The following is a 22,049-nucleotide window of genomic DNA, read 5'->3' as shown; positions in this document are numbered from 1 at the left end:
TAGTTAAACCTCAACAGCGCGCATGGCTGATGAAAAAAAGGCCGTTCTACACTACGCGATGATACGTCAGGATTCCACTTCTACGGAAATAGCGGTTATAGTGGCATAATCAGGCACAGGCAGGAGCCGAGCCAACACCCTAAGGAACAACAAGACAACGGGAGAAGTTCATGACCTGGGAATATGCGCTAATCGGTTTAGTCGTCGGCATCATCATTGGTGCTGTGGCCATGCGTTTCGGTAACCGCAAATTGCGTCAGCAGCAGTCACTGCAATACGAACTGGAAAAGAACAAAGCCGAACTGGAAGAATATCGCGAAGAGCTGGTCAGCCACTTTGCCCGTAGCGCTGAGCTGCTGGACAACATGGCGACAGATTATCGCCAGCTCTACCAGCACATGGCGAAAAGCTCCAGCAGCCTGCTGCCGGAAATGACCGCGGAGACCAACCCCTTCCGCAATCGTCTGGCGGACTCTGAAGCCGGTAACGATCAGGCACCGGTTCAGATGCCACGCGACTATTCAGACGGCGCATCCGGCCTGCTGCGCGGTGGCGTAAAACGCGATTAATCGCACAACCTGAATAAATTTAACGGGCGCACCTTATGCGCCCGTCCTTTCTTCCCGTCCCCAGCTATTATTTAGTCAAACACCTCATTGTTCAGCGGTTGAAAATTCAATAACATCAAGATGTTTTTGGGGCCGTTCTTTTTCATTCCAGGATACGAGAGTCAGCATCGATGAAGAAAAAAAACCAGCTGTTGAGCGCCTTAGCGTTAAGTGTCGGGTTATCTCTCTCGGCGGCCTTCCCCGCCAGTGCGGCACTGCCTTCGCAGGTGCCTGGACAAGAAGCCATTCCCAGCCTTGCGCCGATGCTTGAAAAAGTACTGCCTGCGGTGGTCAGCGTTCAGGTGGAAGGGACGGCACGCCAAAGCCAGCGCATTCCCGAAGAGCTGAAGAAATATTTTGGCGAAGACGCGCCGGATCAGCAGGCTCAGCCGTTTGAAGGTCTGGGCTCAGGGGTGATTATCGACGCGGCTAAAGGCTATATCCTGACCAATAACCACGTTATCAGCCAGGCTGATAAAATCAGCGTTCAGCTGAACGATGGCCGGGAGTTTGACGCCAAACTGATCGGCGGTGACGATCAGAGTGATATCGCCCTGCTACAGGTGCAAAATCCCAGCAACCTGACCCAGATCGCCATTGCGGATTCCGATAAGCTGCGCGTCGGTGATTTTGCCGTCGCGGTCGGTAACCCGTTCGGTTTAGGCCAGACCGCCACTTCCGGGATTGTCTCCGCCCTGGGGCGCAGCGGCCTGAATCTCGAAGGGCTGGAAAACTTCATCCAGACCGATGCCTCCATCAACCGGGGCAACTCCGGCGGCGCGCTGCTTAATCTGAACGGCGAGCTAATCGGCATCAACACCGCTATCCTCGCGCCAGGCGGCGGTAGCATCGGGATTGGTTTTGCCATTCCGAGTAACATGGCGAAAACCCTGTCTCAACAGCTGATTCAGTTTGGCGAGGTTAAGCGCGGTCTGCTGGGCATCAAAGGTATGGAGATGAGCGCCGATATCGCCAAAGCCTTTAAGCTCAACGTCCAGCGCGGGGCGTTTGTCAGCGAAGTGCTGCCCAACTCAGGCTCTGCGAAAGCGGGTGTGAAATCCGGCGACGTTATTGTCAGCCTGAACGATAAACCACTGAGCAGCTTCGCTGAATTACGTTCACGTATTGCCACCACGGAGCCGGGCGCTAAAGTGAAGCTGGGCCTGATCCGCGAGGGGAAACCGCTGACCGTGGAAGTGACCCTGGACAAGAGCACCTCTTCTTCCGCCAGTGCCGAACAGATCTCCCCGGCGCTACAGGGCGCTACGCTGAGCGACGGCCAGCTTAAAAACGGCACGAAAGGCATTTCAGTCACTACCGTTGAGAAGAGTAGCCCGGCTGCGCAGGCAGGCTTACATCAGGACGACGTGATAGTAGGCGTGAACCGCACTCGTGTGCAGTCTATTGCCGAAATGCGTAAGGTGCTGGAGAGTAAACCGGCGGTCATTGCCCTGCAAATTATCCGTGGCAACGACACCCTCTACATTTTACTGCATTAACCATTTGCGACTCCGGGCATCGCCGCTGCGTGTGATGTCCGGATAACTCATGTTATGCTGCAAACCGTTCCTTTTTTAACGACACACGCATCATGCTTTTAAAGCTCTTTCGTTCAATTGTCATTGGTTTGATCGTTGCCGGCCTGCTTCTGGTGGCTATGCCCTCTTTACGCCAGTTCAACAAACTGTCGGCTCCCCAGTTCGACAGCACGGATGAAACGCCTGCGACGTACAATCAGGCGGTACGCCGTGCCGCCCCCGCCGTGGTTAACGTCTATAACCGCGGGCTTAACAGTTCCGCTCATAACCAGCTGGAGATCCGCACGCTCGGTTCCGGTGTGATCATGGATGACCGAGGTTACATCATCACCAATAAACACGTCATCAACGATGCCGACCAGATTATCGTCGCCTTGCAGGATGGCCGCGTGTTTGAAGCCCTGCTGGTGGGGTCGGACAGCCTGACCGATCTGGCGGTGCTTAAGATCAACGCCACGGGCGGTCTGCCGACTATCCCGATTAATCGCAAACGAACGCCGCACATCGGCGATGTGGTGCTGGCGATTGGTAACCCGTACAATCTGGGCCAGACCATCACTCAGGGGATCATCAGCGCAACCGGTCGAATCGGCCTGAACCCGTCAGGACGGCAGAACTTCCTGCAAACCGATGCCTCCATCAACCACGGTAACTCCGGCGGCGCACTGGTCAACTCGCTGGGCGAACTGATGGGCATTAACACCCTCTCCTTCGATAAGAGCAACGACGGTGAAACGCCGGAGGGGATTGGCTTTGCCATTCCGTTCCAGCTGGCAACCAAGATTATGGATAAGCTGATCCGCGATGGTCGCGTGATCCGTGGCTACATTGGTATCGGCGGGCGTGAAATCGCGCCGATGCATACGCAGGGCGGTGGTATCGATCAGATTCAGGGGATTGTAGTCAACGAAGTGGCCCCGGGCGGCCCGGCGGCGAATGCGGGTATCCAGGTGAACGACGTTATCCTTTCCGTCAACGGCACGCCAGCGGTCTCTGCGCTTGAAACCATGGATCAGGTGGCTGAGATTCGACCGGGTTCCATCATCCCTGTTGAAGTCATGCGTAATGATAAGAAGCTGACGATTCAGGTCACCATTCAGGAATACCCGGCCACTAACTGACGGGCATAAAAAAACGGAGCTTAGCGCTCCGTTTTTTTTACCGGGACAAGATCACTTGTTAACGAACTCTTCGCCCAGAGTGATATCTTTCTTCAGCGTATCGAGCATGCCTTCCATCGCGTTTTGCTCAAACGCGCTCAGCGTGCCGATAGACTTACGCTCTTCAACACCATTTTTACCCAGCAGCAGCGGCTGAGAGAAGAAGCGCGCGTGTTCACCGTCGCCTTCAACATAGGCGCATTCAACAACGTCTTTTTCACCCTGCAACGCGCGAACCAGAGACAGGCCGAAACGTGCCGCCGCCTGGCCCATGGACAGAGTTGCAGAACCGCCACCCGCCTTCGCCTCCACCACTTCGGTGCCTGCGTTCTGAATACGTTTGGTCAGGTCAGCTACTTCCTGCTCGGTGAAGCTCACGCCCGGGATCTGCGACAGCAGAGGCAGAATGGTCACGCCAGAGTGGCCGCCGATAACCGGCACTTCCACTTCCGTTGGCTGCTTGCCTTTCAGCTCAGCCACGAAGGTATTGGAACGGATGATATCCAGCGTAGTCACGCCGAACAGTTTGTTCTTGTCGTAAACGCCCGCTTTCTTCAGCACTTCTGCTGCGATGGCCACGGTAGTATTCACCGGGTTGGTGATGATACCGATGCACGCTTTCGGGCAGGTTTCTGCGATCTGCTGAACCAGGTTTTTCACAATGCCCGCGTTGACGTTAAACAGGTCTGAACGATCCATACCCGGTTTACGCGCGACACCCGCAGAGATCAGCACCACGTCGGCACCCTGCAATGCAGGACGTGCATCTTCACCGGAGAAGCCTTTGATTTTCACAGCTGTCGGGATGTGGCTCAGGTCAACCGCCACGCCTGGGGTTACCGGAGCAATATCGTACAGGGAGAGTTCTGAGCCTGAAGGCAGTTGGGTTTTCAGTAGTAGGGCAAGCGCCTGGCCGATACCACCAGCAGCGCCGAGGACTGCGACTTTCATCCTAAACTCCTTATTATGGTTAACTTAAGTATCTGTAACTCCGTTGCGGCGACCATAATTCAGCACGTCATTAATTACAATTTTCATCGCTAAAGAATTTGAGGTCGCACGTCTTTCGCCTTCACCTGAATGCTATCGGGCTGTGGGCACAACGAATTAAGAGGGGGTTACAATACACCCTGCCACGCCACCAAAACAACATCATTTTGATAACATTTAATTTACTTTTAAGCTTATTTGCGCGCCGTGACCCAGGCATGTTTTCCGATAACGAAATCTGATAAAATCACTCCCTTTCATAACATTATTTCAGCCTGGCATCAGGCAGATAATTTGCATAAAAATTCATCCACATGCATAATAATGTTGTTTCTATCGTCATATTCCGGGTGACTTATGCGAAGCTCGTCTAAGCAAGAAGAATTAGTGAAGGCGTTTAAAGCGCTGCTCAAAGAAGAGAAATTCAGTTCTCAGGGAGAAATTGTTCAGGCGTTGCAGGAGCAAGGCTTCGACAACATTAACCAGTCAAAGGTCTCTCGCATGTTAACCAAGTTTGGTGCGGTACGTACGCGCAACGCCAAAATGGAGATGGTCTATTGCCTGCCTGCTGAACTTGGCGTGCCGACCACCTCCAGCCCGCTAAAGAACCTGGTTCTGGACATCGACTATAACGATGCCGTAGTTGTGATCCATACCAGCCCAGGCGCAGCTCAGCTGATCGCTCGCCTGCTGGATTCGCTGGGTAAAGCAGAGGGGATCCTCGGGACCATCGCCGGTGATGACACCATTTTTACGACCCCGGCGAATGGTTTCTCAGTGAAAGACCTCTACGAAGCGATTCTGGTTCTGTTCGAACAGGAGCTGTAATCGTCTGCCCCGTAGCGCCTGGCTGCGGGGATCATTCTGCTATTACCTCGTTTTACCCTGCTTTTCGCTGCCTCCTGTTTTGGCAAATAGTGCTTTTTACCGCCTGTTAACATTCATTCAGTGAATGATCCGCCGCTAAATCGCACAAAAAATCAAATTGACCTATCCCTTTGATTTAGACAAGAAAAAACCACAAACCTCGCATTGTGGCGCCCTTTTTTATGCTTTCGCGTTATAAAAAATCATCTTTTTAACCCGTAATAACAGGCGAAACCATTAGTCTGGTATTAATTTTTTGCGTGATTAGTGTATACTTGATTTTGTGATGAGGGTCACAGAACAAAGACCCCAGTAAATAATTGACGAGGTAAATAACCATGAAAATTAAAACCACTGTAGCCGCCCTGAGCGTACTGTCCGTCCTGTCATTCGGTGCGTTTGCAGCCGACACCATTAATGCCGAACAGGCACAATCCCGTCAGGCTATCGGGACTGTTTCTGTTGGTGCCATCGGTACGTCTCCGATGGACATGCACGAAATGCTGAATAAAAAAGCGGAAGAACAAGGTGCGTCATCCTATCGCATCATCGAAGCGCGCAGTGGTGACCACTGGCACGCTACCGCAGAATTGTACAAATAAACCCTCGTCGTATCTCATCATACGACTTGCCCCTGACCACCCGGTCAGGGGCCTTTTTATGACTGACGCACGTTGAAACGCAGTTGTCCTTCCAGCTCCTCCTCCGCTTCATCAAATAATAAAATCAGTGCGCCAAAGCGTCTGCGCAGTTTTTCAGGCAGATGGGTAAATTCGATTTCCAGCGGTAACGGCAGCCGATCGCCGGTAACCACATCCCACAGCATATCAAGATTGCTTACGCTGCCCCGCTCCAGGTCGAACGCCCGAATAAACTCGCGATAGAAGTCTTCCTGACTCTCAATTTCGTCAAAATCAAAGGTATAGATTTTCATTGCCAGCCACCCGGTACAGGCGGGCGTCAGATGCCGCCCTGTCTATTATAATCCCCCAATATGCAGGGTTTTGACTTCCAGAAACTCCTCCAGCCCCAGCACGGACCCTTCGCGGCCCAGCCCGGACTCTTTTACGCCCCCAAACGGACCCAGTTCGGTCGAGACCGCACATTCGTTAATTCCGATCATGCCGCTCTCAATGGCCTGTGAGACGCGGAACACGCGCGAGAGATTCTGGGTATAAAAGTAGGCCGCCAGCCCGTAAGGCGTATTGTTAGCGCGCATCACAACTTCGTCTTCCGACGTGAAGCGGAAGCAGGCGGCAACGGGACCAAAAGTCTCCTCTTCTGCCAGCTTCATGCCTTCATGGCAGTCACCGAGTACGGTTGGCATCCAGAAGTTGCCGCCAAGTTCGTGCGGTTTACCCCCAGCCAGCACCGTGGCGCCCTTCGCTACCGCATCTTCGACGTGCTCACGCACTTTCTCGACAGCAGAAGGCTCAATCAGCGGGCCGACAACGACGCCCTCGTCCAGACCGTTACCCACCTTCAGCGCCTTCACGGCATCGGCAAGTTGATTGACGAACTTGTCATAGACCGTCTCCTGAATATAGAAACGGTTTACGCTGACGCAGACCTGCCCGGCGTTACGGAACTTATTGGCGATCGCGCCTTGGACGGCGGCCTCAATATCCGCGTCCTCGAAAACGATATACGGCGCATTACCGCCCAGCTCCATCGATACCTTTTTCATGGTCTCTGCGGAATTGCGAACCAGCGTTTTCCCGACGGCGGTTGAACCCGTAAACGAGATTTTGCGCACGTCATGGCTGGCCATAATGGCGTCGCTAATTTCTGAGGTGTTCCCCGCGACCGCATTCAGCACCCCATCCGGCACACCAGCTTGCTTCGCCAGCGTCAGCAGCGCAAAGGCGCTCAGCGGTGTGTTGTTTGCAGGTTTAATCACGCCGGTACACCCTGCCGCCAGCGCCGGGCCAAGCTTACGGGTGAGCATGGCCATCGGGAAGTTCCATGGCGTAATAGCAGCAACCACCCCGAAAGGTTCACGCGTGGCCAGAATACGGGAGCCGGGTTTAACCGGAGGAATGATTTCGCCGTTGGCGCGCTTGGCCTGCTCGGCAAACCACTGAATGAAGCTGGCAGCATAGTCCACTTCGCCCTCAGCCTCTTTCAGCGGCTTGCCCTGCTCGGTGGTCATCAGCCGCCCGAGCCAGCTTTTGTTCTCAATAATCAGTTCATACCAGCGATAGAGGATCGCGGAACGCTCTTTTGCCGTTTTTGCACGCCATGCGGGAAAGGCCTTCGCCGCGGCCGCAATGGCCTCTTCGGTTTCAGCTTTACCGGCTTTCGCCACTTTGGCGACCACCTCGCCCGTGGCCGGGTTTAGTACATCAAACGTGGTGTCGAGTGTTTTCCAGATACCGTTAACCAGATACCCGGTCTGAAAAAGAATACTATCCTGTAGAGCCTGGGTTGTCATGTGTCCTCCCTTCCTGAATGTTTGAACCTGCAAGATTAAGTATAGCCACAAAAAAACCGACGCTTTTGGCGTCGGTTTTCTCTTCGTTAGCTGTCTGTCAGCGCATTCTGGTAGCGGTGCAGCATAAACACCAGCCGCTCTACCGGCTCGGTAACCTGCGGCGGCGCTTCCCAGATCCGCAGTTTCTCCTGGTAGATATCCAGCTCCTCCAGCAGCTGCTTAAAGTAGCGGCGACGTTTGTCATCGCTGGATGCCGATAGCACATGGTCTGCCGTTCGCCGTAGCTGGCGGTGGAAAGCGGACAAATCGTCGTTGACAGGAACTGGCGCGTTCCGCAAACGCTGGTGCGCGATAATCATGGTTAACGCCAGGCGGAAGCGGGCCACATCGCCAGGGAATTTATTCAGCAACAGGAAAAGCTGCTGATAGAGCGCCGGCAGGTGGTTCTCCTTGCGCCGCGCAGTGTTGGTGGTCATGGACGAAACGGCGGCCGACACAAACTGATTCAGCAGCACGCGTCCGGTCCGGGCCTGAGAATTATCCCGCACCAGCAGGATCACCATCATCGCCAGGAAACACCCCACCAGCTGGCCTAATGCGCTGTCCAGGAACTGGCTGAAATGGAAGGTCATCGGGTTATCCAGCACGATGATGTTAATCGTACTCGCCAGCGCACCTAACGATCCCAGACGGCGCTTTTGGACCTCAATCCCGATAAAGAACGCCATCACTGCCAGGCTGATGCAGAGCAAGAGCATGCTTTGCTGCGTCGAGGGAATAATCACCAGGAAATAGAGCGCGCCAATGGGTAACGCCGCAATGGTGCCGTACAGAAAATCAATCGCGACCATGCGCGGGTTGGGCAGACGCATCGCCAGCGCGGTAACGACGGCAATCATCACCATCGCGCCGCTGCCGGACGTCCAGCCGGTCCACAGCCAGAACAGCGTGCCGAGTATACAGGCCAGGGTGGTACGCCAGAAGTTCACCATCGCATGGTGGCGCTCGGCGGATTCTGGTTTGATCACCACTTCGCCCTGTAACACCTCTTCTTCCGCCGCACTGATTTTGGTGTTGCCCGTCACGCCGCGTTTCAGGAGCAGGTAGCGCGTTGCGGCGCCAACCCAGGTATAAATGGTGACTGGCGTATCCCGTTCTCCCGTCCAGGCAATCACACGGCGCATGCGTTTAAGCTGTCGATGCACGTCCTGCACCGTCTCCACAGGCTCATCAAACAGTTCGCGGAAAGTATCCGTTACCACTTCGGGGCGGGTGTTCTGAATCAGGTAGGTTTCACACGCCTGGGTGATCAGCGTTAACGAGACGGTATTGATCGCTTTCAGACGACGATTGGCCCGCTCCCAGCGGGAAGATTCCATATTGAGATTACTGCGCATCCCTTCCAGCGCCTGCGTGCGGCGCACCAGCGTACTCCAGGCCTTGTCGACCTCCTCGCTGTCGCCGTGCTTAATGCACAGCTGCATGAGCTGGTACTGGGCAACTATCAGCGCATCCAGCTCACGATCCACCTCCTGCTTAATGGATCGCGGAGAGAAAAGCAGATCTGCGACAATCGCGCAGACAATACCAATCACAATCTCACTGCATCGCTCCACCGCAAACTGGGGAGCGAGCAGGGGTTCGGTCTGAATGGTGATGATGATAATCAGCGCGGTATATCCCGCCAGCCCCCAGGCGTACGAGTTCTCAACCTTCACCAGCGAAGAGACCCAGGTGCAGAAACCGGCCCAGATACAGCACACGATCAGCATCAGCAGCGGGGTGCGGATCATCAGGATGATAATGGTCAGGGCGGCGATACAGCCGATAAAGGTCCCGATAATACGCAGCATTCCGCGATAGCGGATTGCCCCAGAGTAGGGTTCGCCACCCGCTGCGAAGGCAGGACCGGCGGCGACAATTGCGGCGGTCAGAACGGCCCAGCGCGGCGTTTCAAGCTGGAAATGGAATCCAACAAACAGTGCCAGCACAATGGCGCATGCCAGCTTCACGGCGAAGCGGATGTGCTGGCTGGCGATGGTAAAAATGCCCATAGTGATTAACCAAACTCGCGCAGGCGGTGGGCGATTTGACGGAAGATGGAGTCCTGACTGGCGTCACGGTCTTTTTCACCGGTGATCACCACCGTCGCCGTGGTGCCTGCGGGCCAGAGGTTGCTCTGCTGCTCATCCAAACGAATGCGAACCGGTACACGCTGCGCCAGGCGAACCCACTCAAGGTTGGAATCGACGGTCGCCATCCCTTTTGAGTCATTGGTACTGCTGGAGTTGGTCACCCCCGCGGCAATGCTGTCCACGGTCCCTTTCAGGACCCGGTTGCTGCCGAGCGGCGTGATTTCAGCGCGATAGCCCGGACGCACGCCTTCCAGCTTGGTCTCTTCCATATAGGCGAGGACGTAGAAGGAGTTCTGTTTCACCAGCGCCACAGCGGTTGAGCCGCGCGTGATAAACTCACCCGCATAGACGTTGAGGTTGGTCACCCAGCCATCGGACGGGGCGCGGATAACGGTACGTTCCAGATCGAGCTTCGCCAGATCGCGCGTCGCCTGCGCTTTGGCCAGCTGATGCAGCACGGTTTGCAGCACGTTATTGGACTGGTCAATCTCTTCCCGGGACATGGCCTGGATACCCAGCTTGTTACGACGTCCTGCTTCACGGCGTTTTTCAGAGGCCAGCGCGTTGTAATACGCCACGTCGGCTTCCGCTTCTTCCAGCGCTTTTTGATAGCGCGGCTGGTCGATGGTGAACAGCACCTGATCTTTTTTCACCAGTTGGTTATCGTGGACGTTGACTGCCGTAATGAGACCGGCGACATCGGGCGCTATCGCGACCACCTCCGCGCTGAAACGCGCATCGCGCGTCCACGGGGATTCAGTGTAATACACCCAGGCGCGAAAAATAGCGATGAACGCCAGGATGACCAGCGCCATAGTGATGGCAGTGCGGGAGATTTTTCTTGTTAGCGTTTTCACATCAACCTCAGACAAACATGCGCGATATTAAATAAAACAGGCAGCAATACAGCGCGGTATTAAACAATGCAGGATGCCAGACGAAATCATAAATCCCGGTAGGGACCAGCACCTTGCGCACCAGCCAGAAGATCGCCAGTGATAAAAGAAGCTCGAAAAATATCGGTGGGAACGACAAACCGAACACCACGATAACGGGAAACAGACTCATGTTGACCTTGATTAAAGAGAGTGCAGGTTACTGGATTTTTAAGCTCACGCCGCCGCAGGAGAGCAAGAATTGCCGGGCGAGAGTGGCGCAGCCGTTATGTAATTAATAATATATTAACGTAACTGTTATGCTGTTATCTATCATATGTGATCTAAATCACTTTTAAGCCAGAGTGAATAATGGAACGTCTAAAACGCATGTCGGTGTTTGCCCGAGTTGTCGAACAAGGCTCTTTTACCGCCGCAGCACGTCAGCTACAAATGAGTGTTTCATCCATTAGCCAGACAGTGTCAAAACTGGAAGATGAGCTTCAGGTGAAGCTGCTCAACCGCAGCACCCGCAGCATCGGGCTGACGGAAGCGGGTAAAATTTATTATCAGGGCTGCCGTCGAATGCTGCATGAAGTGCAGGATGTTCACGAGCAGCTCTATGCCTTTAACAACACCCCTATCGGCACGCTGCGTATCGGGTGTTCTTCAACTATGGCACAAAATGTTCTCGCTGCCATGACGGCGGAAATGCTGAAGGAGTATCCCGGTTTGAGTGTCAATCTGGTAACGGGCATTCCAGCACCGGATCTGATTGCCGATGGGTTAGACGTGGTGATACGCGTTGGCGCGTTGCAGGACTCAAGCCTGTTCTCGCGTCGACTGGGCAGCATGCCGATGGTGGTCTGCGCTTCGAAGAGTTATCTGGCACAGTATGGCGTACCGGAAAAACCTGCCGACCTGAGCAACCACTCATGGCTGGAATACAGCGTACGGCCAGATAACGAATTTGAACTGATTGCGCCGGAAGGGCTTTCCACTAAACTGCTGCCAGAAGGCCGCTTCGTGACCAACGATCCGATGACGATCTCGCGCTGGCTGGTGGCCGGGGCCGGGATCGCCTATGTGCCACTAATGTGGGTAATTAACGAGATCAACAGCGGCGAACTGGAGATCCTCTTCCCGCGCTACCAGTCGGATCCGCGCCCGGTGTACGCATTGTATACCGAAAAGGACAAGCTGCCGCTGAAGGTTCAGGTCTGTATTAACTATCTGACAGACTATTTTGTGGAAGTGGCGGACCTGTTTCAGGGGATGCGGGGAAGAAGGAAAGAGTAGGCTTTTCCACTCACCCCAAAGGGGCGAGGGAGAAAAGACAGCACGGGGCCGTTCCCTCTCCCCGTTGGGGAGAGGATTAGGGTGAGGGGGAGAATTTACGCCGTGCCGCCCACCGTCAGGTTATCAACCTTCAGCGTTGGCTGGCCCACACCCACAGGCAGGCTTTGGCCCTCTTTGCCGCAAACGCCCACGCCGTTATCCAGCTTCAGGTCGTTACCGACCATGGAAATCTGCTGCATCGCTTCAATGCCAGACCCAATCAACGTCGCGCCTTTCACCGCTTTTGTCACTTTGCCTTTCTCAATCAGATACGCCTCGGAGGTAGAGAATACAAATTTGCCGGAGGTGATATCCACCTGGCCACCACCAAAGTTTGGCGCGAAAATCCCGTAATCAACGGATTCGATAATCTCCTGCGGCGTAGATTTACCCGGCAGCATGTAGGTGTTGGTCATGCGCGGCATCGGCAGATGCGCGTAGGATTCACGACGGCCGTTACCCGTTGGCGCTACTCCCATCAACCGTGCGTTAAGCTTGTCCTGCATGTAGCCTTTCAGTACACCGTTTTCGATCAGCACGTTGTACTGACCCGGCGTACCTTCATCGTCGATAGAAATCGAGCCGCGACGGTCGAGCATGGTGCCATCATCCACCACGGTACACAGCTCGGAGGAGACAAGCTGCCCCATCTGACCGCTGAATACGGACGTGCCGCGACGGTTGAAATCACCTTCCAGGCCGTGACCGACCGCTTCGTGCAGCAGCACGCCCGGCCAGCCTGCGCCCAGTACCACCGGCAGCGTACCGGCGGGTGCAGCCACGGCAGACAGATTGACCAGCGCCATGCGCACGGCTTCTTTCGCCCACGCATCAGCGCGGGCTTCGCCATCCACATCGCCCAGGAACCAGTCATAGCCAAAACGACCGCCTCCACCGCTTGAGCCGCGCTCGCGCTTGCCGTCATCTTCCACCTGAACGCTGATGGAAAGACGCACCAGCGGACGCACGTCGGCGGCCAGCGTACCGTCCGTCGCCGCCACCAGAATCAGTTCATAGACCCCGCTCAGGCTGGCAGAAACTTCCTGCACGCGCTTGTCCGCTGCGCGAGCCACTTTGTCCACGCGACGCAGAATGTCCAGCTTCTCTTCGCGGCTCATGCTTTGCAGCGGGTCGATGCTGGTATAGAGCGCAGCGTGCTGCACTTCACCCAGCGTTTTCACCCGTCCGTCGCCCGTATCGCGCACAATGGTTCGCGCCGCCTGCGCGCTCTGCTCCAGCGCGGCCAGGCTTATCTGGTCTGCATAGGCAAAACCGGTTTTTTCGCCGCTGACGGCGCGCACGCCGACGCCCTGGTCAATGTTATAGGAGCCATCTTTAATGATGCTGTCTTCTAAAACCCAGGATTCGTGATAGCTCGACTGGAAATAGAGATCGCCGTAGTCGAGACGGCGTTCGGTCAGTTGACCAAGAATGGAGAACAGGTCCTGATGGCTCAGGCCGTTCGCTGCGAGCAAATGTTCACTTACCAGGTTCAGACTCATCGTATTGCTACTCGTTCGTTGCCGCCCGTGGCGGTATAAAGATCGTATTTATTGAGAGTGAGGCAATTACCTGCCCACGTCAAATCATTGCTGTGCTTCTTTGCGCGGCTGGCGCAGCACTTCATTAATCTGTGGTTTATCAACCGGTCCGGTAATGCGATAGCGCAGAATCGAGACTTTACTCCAGAGCGGTCCCAGCACTTTGCTGGCGGCAAATACCGCCGCGCCGACGATCGGATTGACCACAAAGGCTGCCGCAACGCCCACGCTTGCGGAAATCTCCGGCGCCACCACGGCTTCCATATCCAGCTTGCGGCGCACGAGATCCACTGACCCTTTCATCGCGATATCCGCTTCCAGGCCGTCCACCAGCGTATCGTCGGTGTGCAGAACGCCGTCTTTGATCCACGCCGTGCTGCGAATGGAATCGTAGTAGAAACCTTCGCTGAAGGTGTCGCTAAAGTCGAAGCGCAGCTTGCGCAGCAGCGCGTCAAAACTCAGCAGACGCAGGATCTGCCCGGCGCGCCCCGTGCTCACATCGGCAATCTCACCCTTACCGAAGTTGGTTTTCAGGATGCCGTTAAGCGAAGCTTCATCGGGTGTCCACGGCGCTGCGCGCCAGTGCAGATCATAATTCACATTGAAGGACGATCCGCGAAGCGGCGTGCTGATCCCAAAGAAGTTAGCCGCGGCATCCAGCTTGTTGCCTTTAATATCGCCCTTAAGCGAGGTGCGCTGTTCACCCGGTTTGTTCACCCATTCGCCGGCGGCAGTCAGGCGGCCAAAACCGGTATCCACCAGCCCACCAGAGAGGTTCAGCGTGTTGCCCTGGATGGCAAAGTCACCGTCGATACGGCCATATTTTTGCCCCCACAGCCAGCATTCCGCACAGCGCAGCTGGAGATCGGGCCAGCCGCTGAAATCCACGCGCGAGGCCTCGCCTAACAGAGAAGCGCTTGTCGACTGCGCGTGAGATGTCGCAAAGGTCGGGTTGTAATAGAGATAACGGATAGCCGCCTGCCATGGCGCGTGATCGCGCATGGTCAACGAACCGTTGATCTCACGCCCCTGCGCCTCGACCTTTGAGCCGTTTACCGTCGGCCGGGAGACAATACTCAGGTTGTTCCACTGCTGCCCGCCCAGCGTCAGCGCAGGCGTGCGCAAGGTAATGGACTGCGGGAACTGCGCCGTTTGGTCGACGTTTTGCCCGACACCTTTCTGGAACAGCGCCAGCCACTCTGCGCCATCCATCGGCGGGAGATTCAGTTCAACGCCCGCCTGCTCCGGCAGCGGCGGCGTGGTACGGCTGTCCGTCGTCCAGATCGCTCTGTCCAGCGTCAGCTTGCGGTTAAGCAGCCAGCGGCTGTTGAAATGGTTGGTTCCGCCAGCGTTTCCGGTTAAATCGAAGCTGTTAAGGTTGCCCGCAACCTTAACGTTGACGGGCAATGCTTCACCGCTTTTCTTATTCAGCGGCGCGGGAAGTTGGCTGCTGAGGTTTTTCAGATCGCCCGTAATGTCGACGTTATAGCGCGCACCGGCATGATAAGGCAGGTCGATGGCGACCTTGCCATTCCATGACACCGCGCCGTCCACCGCATTCTCAATCGGCTTCGGCAGAACATCCATGCGTGACGGCTGCCAGTTCGCGTCCATATTGACCGCCACCTGGTAGGCTTTATCACCTTCGGTGGTGGAGAAATCGATATTGACAGGTTGATTGAACCAGGTCGCTTTCAGCGGCTCACTTTTCAGCGTGCCGTTAACAAAGCTGAACTGACCGCTGAGGCTGTTCAGCGTGCTGTCCAGCGGCTTGATATAGAGGCTGTTGTTATTAAGACGAACGTCGCCTTTGGCGGTGGTCATTTCACCGTCCAGCGGGATATCCAGATGTAAGCGGGCATTCACATCGCCGTCTAACTGCAACTGCTGAAGGGTGGCTGCCAGGGAGTCATTCAGCGGCGTATCTTCAAAGTACGGGCCAACCGCTTTACCCGGCCCCTTAATGTCCGCATCAATCAGCAATTTCTCTTTGGAGTAATCCGGGATATTTGCCGTCAGGTTAGTTGCCGTCACGCCGCCCAGCGCAACGCTGTCCGTCTTCATCCACAAGCCGTCATTGAGGAAGTTGAGTTCAATATCCAGATTCTTCAGCGCGGGCCAGTCCGGCTGGAAAGCATAGGTGGCGTTGCGCAGCGGCACCAGAACCTGGAACTGGCCTTCGTTATGCTTATACGGGAACAGATGTGGGTTGCCGCCATAGACCAGCGTGGCGTTATCCGCCTGACCGCCCTGGATGGCGCCGCTGAGATAGTCCACCAGCGCTTTCCCCATCAGATTTTCGGGGAAGTAGCGCCATGCCTGCGCGCCGTCATCCGTGCTGATGCCCGCCAGAATACCCAACCATGGCTCATCACCTTCAGGCTGTAGATAGCGGAAATTACCGCGCGCATGTACCGCTTTGGCTTTCACATCGATATCGCGGCCATCGAGCTGAAAACCTTTATCATTCTTCAGCCAGTTAAGGGTAGCGTTTCCCTTTTCAATCTCCAGTGGGGCACGGAAGACCGTTTCGTATGGCATTTTCGCGTCCTGCATTTCTGCCGTTAGTCTGCCGTTTTCCACGCTTCCTTCCAGCTTACCGCTGAAGTGCTCAGCACCCGGTAGCAGTTTCCACTGTTTCCACGCAAGATTTTTCCATGCAGCCTGAAAACGTGTCTTTTCCGTGACCTGAAGCGGAATATCGAGTGCCAGACGGTTGATCTGCCCGCTCGGCTGCGTCGCCAGCCAGATTTCGCCCAGCTCCGGAGAGAGTTTTGCGGCCATTGAACGCAAACCTTCGATCGCCGTCAAATCCAGGTTACTGGCGCGGATACGCAACTCGTCGCTGCGTTTACCGTTTATCCCGCCGACGTCCTGCTCCGGCATCCACGCCAGCGTCAGCGCGCCGCGCGGCCAGGGTTTGTTATCCATGGAGATACGCGTATCCGGAATAGCGAACTGCCAGCCGCCCTTTTCCTGCGTTACGTGAGCGGTGAGGTTATCAACGGAAAGTTGATGCTGATGATGTTCGCCTTTCCAGCTCGCGCCCCCCTGCTTAAGCCAGATATCACCACTGGCGAACGCACCGTTCGTCAGGGTCATCCAGCCTTCGAGGCTGAAGCGCGCGGTTTCCAGCTGCATGTTCTGCTGAAGCCACTCACCGAGCCACGGCTTCACGTCCACGTCATCCGCCTGTAGCCAAACCCTGCCGTTGTTCAGCAGGCCATTGTCGTCGCGCAGATCCATCCGCACCTGCATAACGCCGTGCTGGCCGTTCAGGCTGGAAAGATTGACCTGTCCCTCGGCGCGGTGACGCTCTTTCCCGTTTAGCCAGGTCAGCTGCGGAATTGCCAGCTCGGCGCGCTGCCCGGAAAGCGTAATAAAGCTCACCTCACTGTCGCGCAGATCGAAATGATCGAACTGACGCAGAAACAGATCGCTGATACGGCTGGTTTCCAGCCCCCGATCGCTGTCGCCGCTTTGCAGCGGCGTGTTGGTCATCAGCTGAAGTTGCCAGAAGGTGAGATCGCGAAACTGCCAGCGCAGATGCAGCAGGCTTTGCCAGACATCCAGCGCCAGGGTGACGCGTTTGATTTTGAGGTGACCGCCATCTTTAAGGCTGGCGCTGATATCCCGCGCATCAAGCGTCGGGCCAAAGTTCTGCCAGCTTGCTTCAATATGGCTCACGTCCACCGGCAGGCCGGTGGCGGATTCGATTTTTGCCAGGATTTGCGGACGCCAGCTGTCCAGGTGCGGTAAGACGAGACGCAGCCCGCTCACGAGCAATGCGACAATCACGACCAGCGTTGCCCCTGTAAGCAGTAAAATCCCCGGCAATCGCCTCACGCGTCTCTCCTTGTCAGCCTTTAATCTCGCAGCGCACTGCGTTTACATCATGACAACGTCAAACTGCTCCTGGTTATAGAGCGGCTCAATTTGCACTTTTACCTGTTTGCCGACAAAGATTTCCACTTCCGCCAGCGCGTGCGACTCTTCCCCTTTCAGGGCCTCCGCTACCGCAGGGGAAGCATAGACCAGAAAACGGTCTGAGTCGTAGGCATGATGAACACGGACAATCTCACGCATGATCTCGTAGCAGACCGTCTCCACCGTCTTTACCGTTCCGCGTCCATGGCAGGTTGGACACTCATTACACAGAACATGTTCCACGCTTTCGCGGGTCCGTTTCCGCGTCATTTCCACCAGACCGAGCTGCGAGAAGCCATTAATGCTGGTTTTCACGCGATCTTTACTCAGCGCCTGCTCCAGGGAGTGCAGCACGCGACGGCGGTGATCCTCATTATTCATATCGATAAAGTCGATGATGATAATGCCGCCCAGATTGCGCAGGCGAAGCTGGCGCGCGATGGCTTGCGTCGCTTCGATATTAGTGTTGAAAATGGTGTCATCCAGGTTGCGATGGCCGACAAACGCGCCGGTATTGATATCGACGGTAGTCATCGCTTCGGTTTGATCGATGATCAAATACCCACCCGATTTCAGCTCAACCTTACGCTCCAGCGCGCGCTGAATTTCGTTTTCAACGTCATAAAGGTCAAATATCGGCTGGCGGCCGGTGTAATGTTCCAGCAGGCCTGGCATTTCCGGAATGTACTCGGCGGTGAATTCGAGTAACGCTTCATACGTCAGGCGGGAGTCCACGCGAATGCGATCAAGCTGCGCATCGGCAAAATCGCGTAATACGCGCTGAGCGAGCGCCAGTTCACCGTACAGCCGGTAGCGGGTCTGGTTGCGTTTTTTACGCTCCATCACTTTGGTCCAGACGCGCTTCAGGTAGGCCGCATCCGAGGCCAGATCCTCTTCGCTGATCCCTTCCGCCGCGGTACGGATAATAAACCCGCCCTGCTCGTCGCAGTAGGCGCTGACCACCTTTTTCAGGCGCTCGCGCTCGCTTTCGCTCTCAATGCGCTGTGACACGCCCACGTGCGATGCTCCCGGCATAAAGACCAGATAGCGTGAAGGCAGAGTGATGTCAGTGGTCAGACGTGCGCCTTTGGTGCCCAGAGGATCTTTTACCACCTGCACCATCAGATCCTGGCCCTGACGCACCAGTTCAGAAATATCACGTACGGCAAACTGCTTTTGCTCTTCGCCTGCTACGCATTCGGTATGCGGCATGATGTCGGAGGCGTGTAAAAACGCGGCCTTATCGAGCCCAATATCTACAAAAGCCGCCTGCATACCCGGTAGTACACGACTGACACGACCTTTGTAGATATTGCCTACGATTCCGCGTCGCGCTTCACGCTCAATATGAATTTCCTGAAGAATGCCACCATCAATGTAAGCCACACGGGTTTCCGATGGCGTTACGTTTACCAACAATTCAGCCGTCATAATTATCCCTTCCCTCACGCAGTGAGTTAAAATTGCTCAGCAACTCATACGTTTCCACCAGCGGTAAGCCGACTACGGCGTGATAGCTGCCATTTATCTTCCTGACAAAACAGCCACCCAACCCTTGAATACCGTATGCACCTGCTTTATCCATAGGTTCACCGCTGGCGATATAGCCGGCGATCTCCTCGTCGGTGAGGACTCTGAACGTCACTTCCGTTACCACAAGGCAATCCAGAACGTACTGGCTGTCTGCCAGCGCCACTGCCGTCATCACCTGATGGGTTTGTCCGGACATGTTACGCAGCATCCGCGCCGCATGGTCTGCGTCGCGAGGTTTCTCAAGTACCTCACCATTAAGAATGACGATGGTATCCGCGCCCAACACCGGTAAGTCATGCGGCACGCATGCGACGCCCGCCTGCGCTTTTTCACGCGCCAGACGAGAGACATACTGCTGAGCGCTTTCACCCTCAGCACGTTTTTCTTCAATGCCGGTAACGATGCGTTCGAAGGAGACGCCCAACTGCGCGAGCAGTTCCTGGCGACGCGGAGAACCGGAGGCAAGATACAGAGACGTCATAGAAACCTTTTATTGCACGGCAAACTGCTGGCGAATTTTACGCATCAGCAGGAACAGCCACGGCCAGAGCACACCGTTTACTACACTACTCCAGAACACTTCCGGTCGGAAAGAGACGTTGATCACTAAAAACTCTGCCCAGAAAACAACGATATCCGCAGCGAGCGACAACAACATCACCACCAGCGCCTGTTGCCAGAGCGCAAGGTTACGAAAGAGCTGGAATTTGAGTGCGACGAGATATGCAATAATGCTCATGGATAAGGCGCGGACGCCAAGCGTAGAGCCACTGATAAGATCCAGTATGGCACCCATCACAAAACCTGTGCCGACATTTACGCGGTGCGGCAGGGCCAGGATCCAGTACAGCAAAATGAGCAATACCCAGTTTGGCCGGAAAACGAGAATGTCGTCCGGCCAGGGCATAATTTGCAGCAACAGTGCAACGAGGAATGAGAGCCAGATAACCCAGCGCCCCTGGCTACGATAACTGGCCACTACTGCCCTCCACCAGAGACTTGCGGAGGTGGCGGCGCATCCGGCAGCGGCTGCGTTAACCCTGTCGCCGGAGCCGGTACGGGCGCAGGTGGCCCCATCGCATCCGGCGCAGGCAGTACCTGTGGCATCATCTGCATCAGGCGCTCATTGGCTACACGATGCACGTCTTCCGGGGTCATCGGGTTAGCGCCGTTACGATCGGCTCCCCACAGCAGCAGCAGGTAACGCAAACGCTGCAAGCCAGCCGTCGGACGCGCCTGAATCACAGTGTAGGCTCGCTGCGTGTCGAGCTTCACGGATGAGACAACCGCAACCGGGTAGCCTTCCGGGAAACGCCCACCCAAACCGGACGTCACCAGCACATCGCCCACGCGGATGTCCGTGTTGGCCGGCAGGTGTTCCAGTTGCAGATCGTCGGTACAGCCGTTACCGGCAGCAATAACGCGAATATCGTTACGCAGCACCTGAATCGGCAGTGCGTGGGTGGCATCGCAAATCAGCAGCACGCGGCTGGTCAGTTTGGCAACCGCCACAACCTGGCCCACGACGCCTTTATCGCTGATGACAGGCTGACCTTCGTATACGCCATTCACGCTGCCTTTATCAATCACCACCTGATCGCTGTACGGATCGTTTACGGTGGAGATCACCTGGGTGACCATTTTCTGTTCATCCTGGCGCAGCGGCGAGCCAAGCAGTTCGCGCAGACGTGCGTTTTCCTGCTTATATTGCCCCAGCATCAGCAGCTCGCTGTTTTTCAGCAGCAGCTCCTGGCGTAATGCACGGTTTTCGAGTTCGAGCTGGTCACGCGATGACAACGTCTGCGACACGGAGTCGAGCAATTCACGGGGACCATTTGAAATAAAGTAGAAAGGACTGACGGCGGTATCCATGTACGTTCGGATCTGGCTGAACGTACCGAGGCGGCTATCGGCAATAATGACCCCGAGCGCAACCAGAACCGCCAGGATCAGGCGAAACTGTAGCGACGGGCCACGGCTAAAAATTGGCTTCATAGGCTATGCGTATTCTCGCGTCAGAGAGAAAGGGTAGCGAATTGCTACCCTTTCACACCCGACTACTCTTCGCTAAACAAGTCGCCGCCGTGCATGTCGATCATTTCCAGCGCCTTGCCACCACCACGGGCGACGCAAGTCAGTGGATCTTCTGCAACTACGACAGGAATCCCTGTCTCTTCCATTAACAGGCGGTCGAGGTTACGCAGCAGCGCACCACCACCGGTCAGAACCATACCGCGCTCAGAAATATCGGAGGCCAGCTCTGGCGGGCACTGTTCCAGCGCAACCATTACCGCGCTCACGATGCCGGTCAGCGGCTCCTGCAACGCTTCCAGGATTTCGTTGGAGTTCAGGGTGAATCCGCGTGGCACACCTTCAGCCAGGTTACGACCACGCACTTCGATCTCGCGAACTTCATCACCCGGATACGCAGAACCGATTTCGTGCTTGATGCGCTCTGCGGTCGCTTCACCGATCAGAGAGCCGTAGTTACGGCGAACGTAATTGATGATGGCTTCGTCGAAACGGTCGCCGCCGATACGCACGGAAGAGGAATAAACCACACCGTTCAGGGAGATAACGGCCACTTCAGTGGTACCGCCACCGATATCCACCACCATAGAGCCGGTTGCTTCAGAAACCGGCAGACCCGCACCAATTGCCGCAGCCATCGGCTCTTCAATCAGGAACACTTCACGTGCACCGGCACCCTGAGCGGATTCACGGATAGCACGGCGTTCAACCTGGGTTGCGCCAACCGGCACACACACCAGCACACGCGGGCTTGGACGCATGAAGCTGTTGCTGTGAACCTGCTTGATGAAGTGCTGAAGCATTTTTTCAGTCACGAAGAAATCAGCAATAACGCCGTCTTTCATAGGGCGGATCGCGGCAATGTTGCCTGGCGTACGGCCCAGCATCTGCTTCGCATCATGACCTACTGCGGCCACGCTTTTTGGCGAGCCGGCACGATCCTGACGAATGGCCACAACGGAAGGCTCATTCAATACGATGCCTTGTCCTTTTACATAAATAAGGGTATTCGCGGTACCCAGGTCAATGGACAGGTCATTGGAAAACATGCCACGAAATTTTTTCAACATAC

The 22,049-nt window shown here is 55.6% G+C and carries 19 protein-coding genes; 6 read left to right on the top strand and 13 right to left on the bottom strand.

From position 1 onward, the window contains the following. Positions 1-170: 170 nt before the first annotated feature. The 3 genes from zapG (at position 171) to degS (ending at position 3,267) form a co-directional block, all read left to right on the top strand. On the top strand, positions 171-569 hold the full coding sequence (gene zapG, locus G6Q29_RS17015) for a Z-ring associated protein ZapG (RefSeq protein WP_003860432.1): 399 nt from the start codon (positions 171-173) through the stop codon (positions 567-569). Between the two features lie 170 nt (positions 570-739). Next, a complete protein-coding gene (degQ, locus tag G6Q29_RS17010; protein WP_165466646.1) occupies positions 740-2,107 on the top strand; it encodes a serine endoprotease DegQ in 1,368 nt (455 codons plus the stop codon). Between the two features lie 92 nt (positions 2,108-2,199). Then, positions 2,200-3,267 (top strand): outer membrane-stress sensor serine endopeptidase DegS, encoded by a 1,068-nt coding sequence (degS, locus tag G6Q29_RS17005; protein WP_003860430.1) that lies wholly within the window; start codon positions 2,200-2,202, stop codon positions 3,265-3,267. Between the two features lie 51 nt (positions 3,268-3,318). Here the strand turns inward: degS and mdh are convergent, their stop codons facing one another. After that, the gene (gene mdh / locus G6Q29_RS17000; RefSeq protein WP_006812159.1) at positions 3,319-4,257 is read right to left on the bottom strand and encodes a malate dehydrogenase; all 939 of its coding nucleotides are present in this window, start codon (positions 4,255-4,257) and stop codon (positions 3,319-3,321) included. A gap of 396 nt (positions 4,258-4,653) precedes the next feature. Here mdh and argR point away from each other — a divergent pair, with 396 nt between their 5' ends. Together argR and yhcN are read left to right on the top strand one after the other, a co-directional pair. Then, on the top strand, positions 4,654-5,124 hold the full coding sequence (gene argR, locus G6Q29_RS16995; protein ID WP_003860428.1) for a transcriptional regulator ArgR: 471 nt from the start codon (positions 4,654-4,656) through the stop codon (positions 5,122-5,124). 377 nt (positions 5,125-5,501) lie between these two features. Next, positions 5,502-5,765 carry a peroxide/acid stress response protein YhcN gene (gene yhcN, locus G6Q29_RS16990; protein WP_006812160.1) on the top strand — a complete coding sequence of 88 codons (264 nt, stop codon included), beginning with the start codon at positions 5,502-5,504 and terminating at the stop codon, positions 5,763-5,765. A 56-nt stretch (positions 5,766-5,821) separates the two neighbouring features. Here the strand turns inward: yhcN and G6Q29_RS16985 are convergent, their stop codons facing one another. The 5 genes from G6Q29_RS16985 to aaeX form a co-directional block, all read right to left on the bottom strand. After that, positions 5,822-6,097, bottom strand: a complete 276-nt coding sequence (locus G6Q29_RS16985; RefSeq protein WP_165466645.1) for a barstar family protein — start codon at positions 6,095-6,097, stop codon at positions 5,822-5,824. A gap of 45 nt (positions 6,098-6,142) precedes the next feature. Further along, on the bottom strand, positions 6,143-7,597 hold the full coding sequence (locus G6Q29_RS16980) for an NAD-dependent succinate-semialdehyde dehydrogenase (protein WP_165466644.1): 1,455 nt from the start codon (positions 7,595-7,597) through the stop codon (positions 6,143-6,145). 86 nt (positions 7,598-7,683) lie between these two features. Next, complete coding sequence (gene aaeB / locus G6Q29_RS16975; protein ID WP_165466643.1) at positions 7,684-9,651, bottom strand: p-hydroxybenzoic acid efflux pump subunit AaeB; 1,968 nt, start codon at positions 9,649-9,651, stop codon at positions 7,684-7,686. A 5-nt stretch (positions 9,652-9,656) separates the two neighbouring features. Further along, positions 9,657-10,589 (bottom strand): p-hydroxybenzoic acid efflux pump subunit AaeA, encoded by a 933-nt coding sequence (gene aaeA / locus G6Q29_RS16970; protein WP_165466642.1) that lies wholly within the window; start codon positions 10,587-10,589, stop codon positions 9,657-9,659. 7 nt (positions 10,590-10,596) lie between these two features. Continuing rightward, a complete protein-coding gene (gene aaeX / locus G6Q29_RS16965; protein WP_003860416.1) occupies positions 10,597-10,800 on the bottom strand; it encodes a p-hydroxybenzoic acid efflux pump operon protein AaeX in 204 nt (67 codons plus the stop codon). Between the two features lie 179 nt (positions 10,801-10,979). Here aaeX and aaeR point away from each other — a divergent pair, with 179 nt between their 5' ends. After that, the gene (gene aaeR, locus G6Q29_RS16960; RefSeq protein ID WP_165466641.1) at positions 10,980-11,906 is read left to right on the top strand and encodes an HTH-type transcriptional activator AaeR; all 927 of its coding nucleotides are present in this window, start codon (positions 10,980-10,982) and stop codon (positions 11,904-11,906) included. 95 nt (positions 11,907-12,001) lie between these two features. On the opposite strand, the gene tldD is transcribed toward aaeR, so the two are convergent. The 7 genes from tldD to mreB all read right to left on the bottom strand — a co-directional run bounded on the left by tldD (position 12,002) and on the right by mreB (position 22,047). Next, entirely contained in the window at positions 12,002-13,447 is a 1,446-nt protein-coding gene (tldD, locus tag G6Q29_RS16955) for a metalloprotease TldD (protein ID WP_022649562.1), read from the bottom strand. An 84-nt stretch (positions 13,448-13,531) separates the two neighbouring features. Beyond that, positions 13,532-17,332, bottom strand: coding sequence for an AsmA2 domain-containing protein YhdP (yhdP, locus tag G6Q29_RS16950; RefSeq protein ID WP_165466640.1), 3,801 nt, complete (start codon positions 17,330-17,332; stop codon positions 13,532-13,534). Between the two features lie 42 nt (positions 17,333-17,374). Then, complete coding sequence (rng, locus tag G6Q29_RS16945; RefSeq protein WP_003860405.1) at positions 17,375-18,844, bottom strand: ribonuclease G; 1,470 nt, start codon at positions 18,842-18,844, stop codon at positions 17,375-17,377. Further along, positions 18,834-19,427, bottom strand: a complete 594-nt coding sequence (locus G6Q29_RS16940) for a Maf family protein (protein ID WP_165466639.1) — start codon at positions 19,425-19,427, stop codon at positions 18,834-18,836. Before G6Q29_RS16940 ends, rng begins: the two co-directional genes overlap by 11 nt. A 9-nt stretch (positions 19,428-19,436) precedes the next feature. Next, positions 19,437-19,925: a rod shape-determining protein MreD gene (gene mreD / locus G6Q29_RS16935; RefSeq protein WP_003860402.1), complete on the bottom strand. Its 489-nt coding sequence runs from the start codon at positions 19,923-19,925 to the stop codon at positions 19,437-19,439. After that, positions 19,925-20,941 carry a rod shape-determining protein MreC gene (gene mreC, locus G6Q29_RS16930; RefSeq protein ID WP_003860400.1) on the bottom strand — a complete coding sequence of 339 codons (1,017 nt, stop codon included), beginning with the start codon at positions 20,939-20,941 and terminating at the stop codon, positions 19,925-19,927. The genes mreD and mreC overlap by 1 nt, the downstream gene beginning before the upstream one ends. Positions 20,942-21,003: 62 nt before the next feature. Further along, positions 21,004-22,047 carry a rod shape-determining protein MreB gene (mreB, locus tag G6Q29_RS16925; protein ID WP_000913396.1) on the bottom strand — a complete coding sequence of 348 codons (1,044 nt, stop codon included), beginning with the start codon at positions 22,045-22,047 and terminating at the stop codon, positions 21,004-21,006. Positions 22,048-22,049 lie beyond the last annotated feature (2 nt).

The organism is Enterobacter cloacae (assembly GCF_011078175.1).
Classification (GTDB): domain Bacteria; phylum Pseudomonadota; class Gammaproteobacteria; order Enterobacterales; family Enterobacteriaceae; genus Enterobacter; species Enterobacter cloacae_Q.
Note: the sequence above shows the minus strand (reverse complement) of the source record. Positions and strands in the feature narration are given on the sequence as shown.

What these genes read in the sequence shown, in the direction of transcription:
- yhcN (WP_006812160.1), top strand. Translation starts at nt 5,502, where the DNA reads ATGAAAATTAAAACCACTGTAGCCGCCCTGAGCGTACTGTCCGTCCTG.
- G6Q29_RS16985 (WP_165466645.1), bottom strand. Translation starts at nt 6,097, where the DNA reads ATGAAAATCTATACCTTTGATTTTGACGAAATTGAGAGTCAGGAAGAC.
- degQ (WP_165466646.1), top strand. Translation starts at nt 740, where the DNA reads ATGAAGAAAAAAAACCAGCTGTTGAGCGCCTTAGCGTTAAGTGTCGGG.
- tldD (WP_022649562.1), bottom strand. Translation starts at nt 13,447, where the DNA reads ATGAGTCTGAACCTGGTAAGTGAACATTTGCTCGCAGCGAACGGCCTG.
- aaeB (WP_165466643.1), bottom strand. Translation starts at nt 9,651, where the DNA reads ATGGGCATTTTTACCATCGCCAGCCAGCACATCCGCTTCGCCGTGAAG.
- aaeX (WP_003860416.1), bottom strand. Translation starts at nt 10,800, where the DNA reads ATGAGTCTGTTTCCCGTTATCGTGGTGTTCGGTTTGTCGTTCCCACCG.
- aaeR (WP_165466641.1), top strand. Translation starts at nt 10,980, where the DNA reads ATGGAACGTCTAAAACGCATGTCGGTGTTTGCCCGAGTTGTCGAACAA.
- mreC (WP_003860400.1), bottom strand. Translation starts at nt 20,941, where the DNA reads ATGAAGCCAATTTTTAGCCGTGGCCCGTCGCTACAGTTTCGCCTGATC.
- argR (WP_003860428.1), top strand. Translation starts at nt 4,654, where the DNA reads ATGCGAAGCTCGTCTAAGCAAGAAGAATTAGTGAAGGCGTTTAAAGCG.
- mreB (WP_000913396.1), bottom strand. Translation starts at nt 22,047, where the DNA reads ATGTTGAAAAAATTTCGTGGCATGTTTTCCAATGACCTGTCCATTGAC.
- G6Q29_RS16980 (WP_165466644.1), bottom strand. Translation starts at nt 7,597, where the DNA reads ATGACAACCCAGGCTCTACAGGATAGTATTCTTTTTCAGACCGGGTAT.
- degS (WP_003860430.1), top strand. Translation starts at nt 2,200, where the DNA reads ATGCTTTTAAAGCTCTTTCGTTCAATTGTCATTGGTTTGATCGTTGCC.
- zapG (WP_003860432.1), top strand. Translation starts at nt 171, where the DNA reads ATGACCTGGGAATATGCGCTAATCGGTTTAGTCGTCGGCATCATCATT.
- G6Q29_RS16940 (WP_165466639.1), bottom strand. Translation starts at nt 19,427, where the DNA reads ATGACGTCTCTGTATCTTGCCTCCGGTTCTCCGCGTCGCCAGGAACTG.
- rng (WP_003860405.1), bottom strand. Translation starts at nt 18,844, where the DNA reads ATGACGGCTGAATTGTTGGTAAACGTAACGCCATCGGAAACCCGTGTG.
- mdh (WP_006812159.1), bottom strand. Translation starts at nt 4,257, where the DNA reads ATGAAAGTCGCAGTCCTCGGCGCTGCTGGTGGTATCGGCCAGGCGCTT.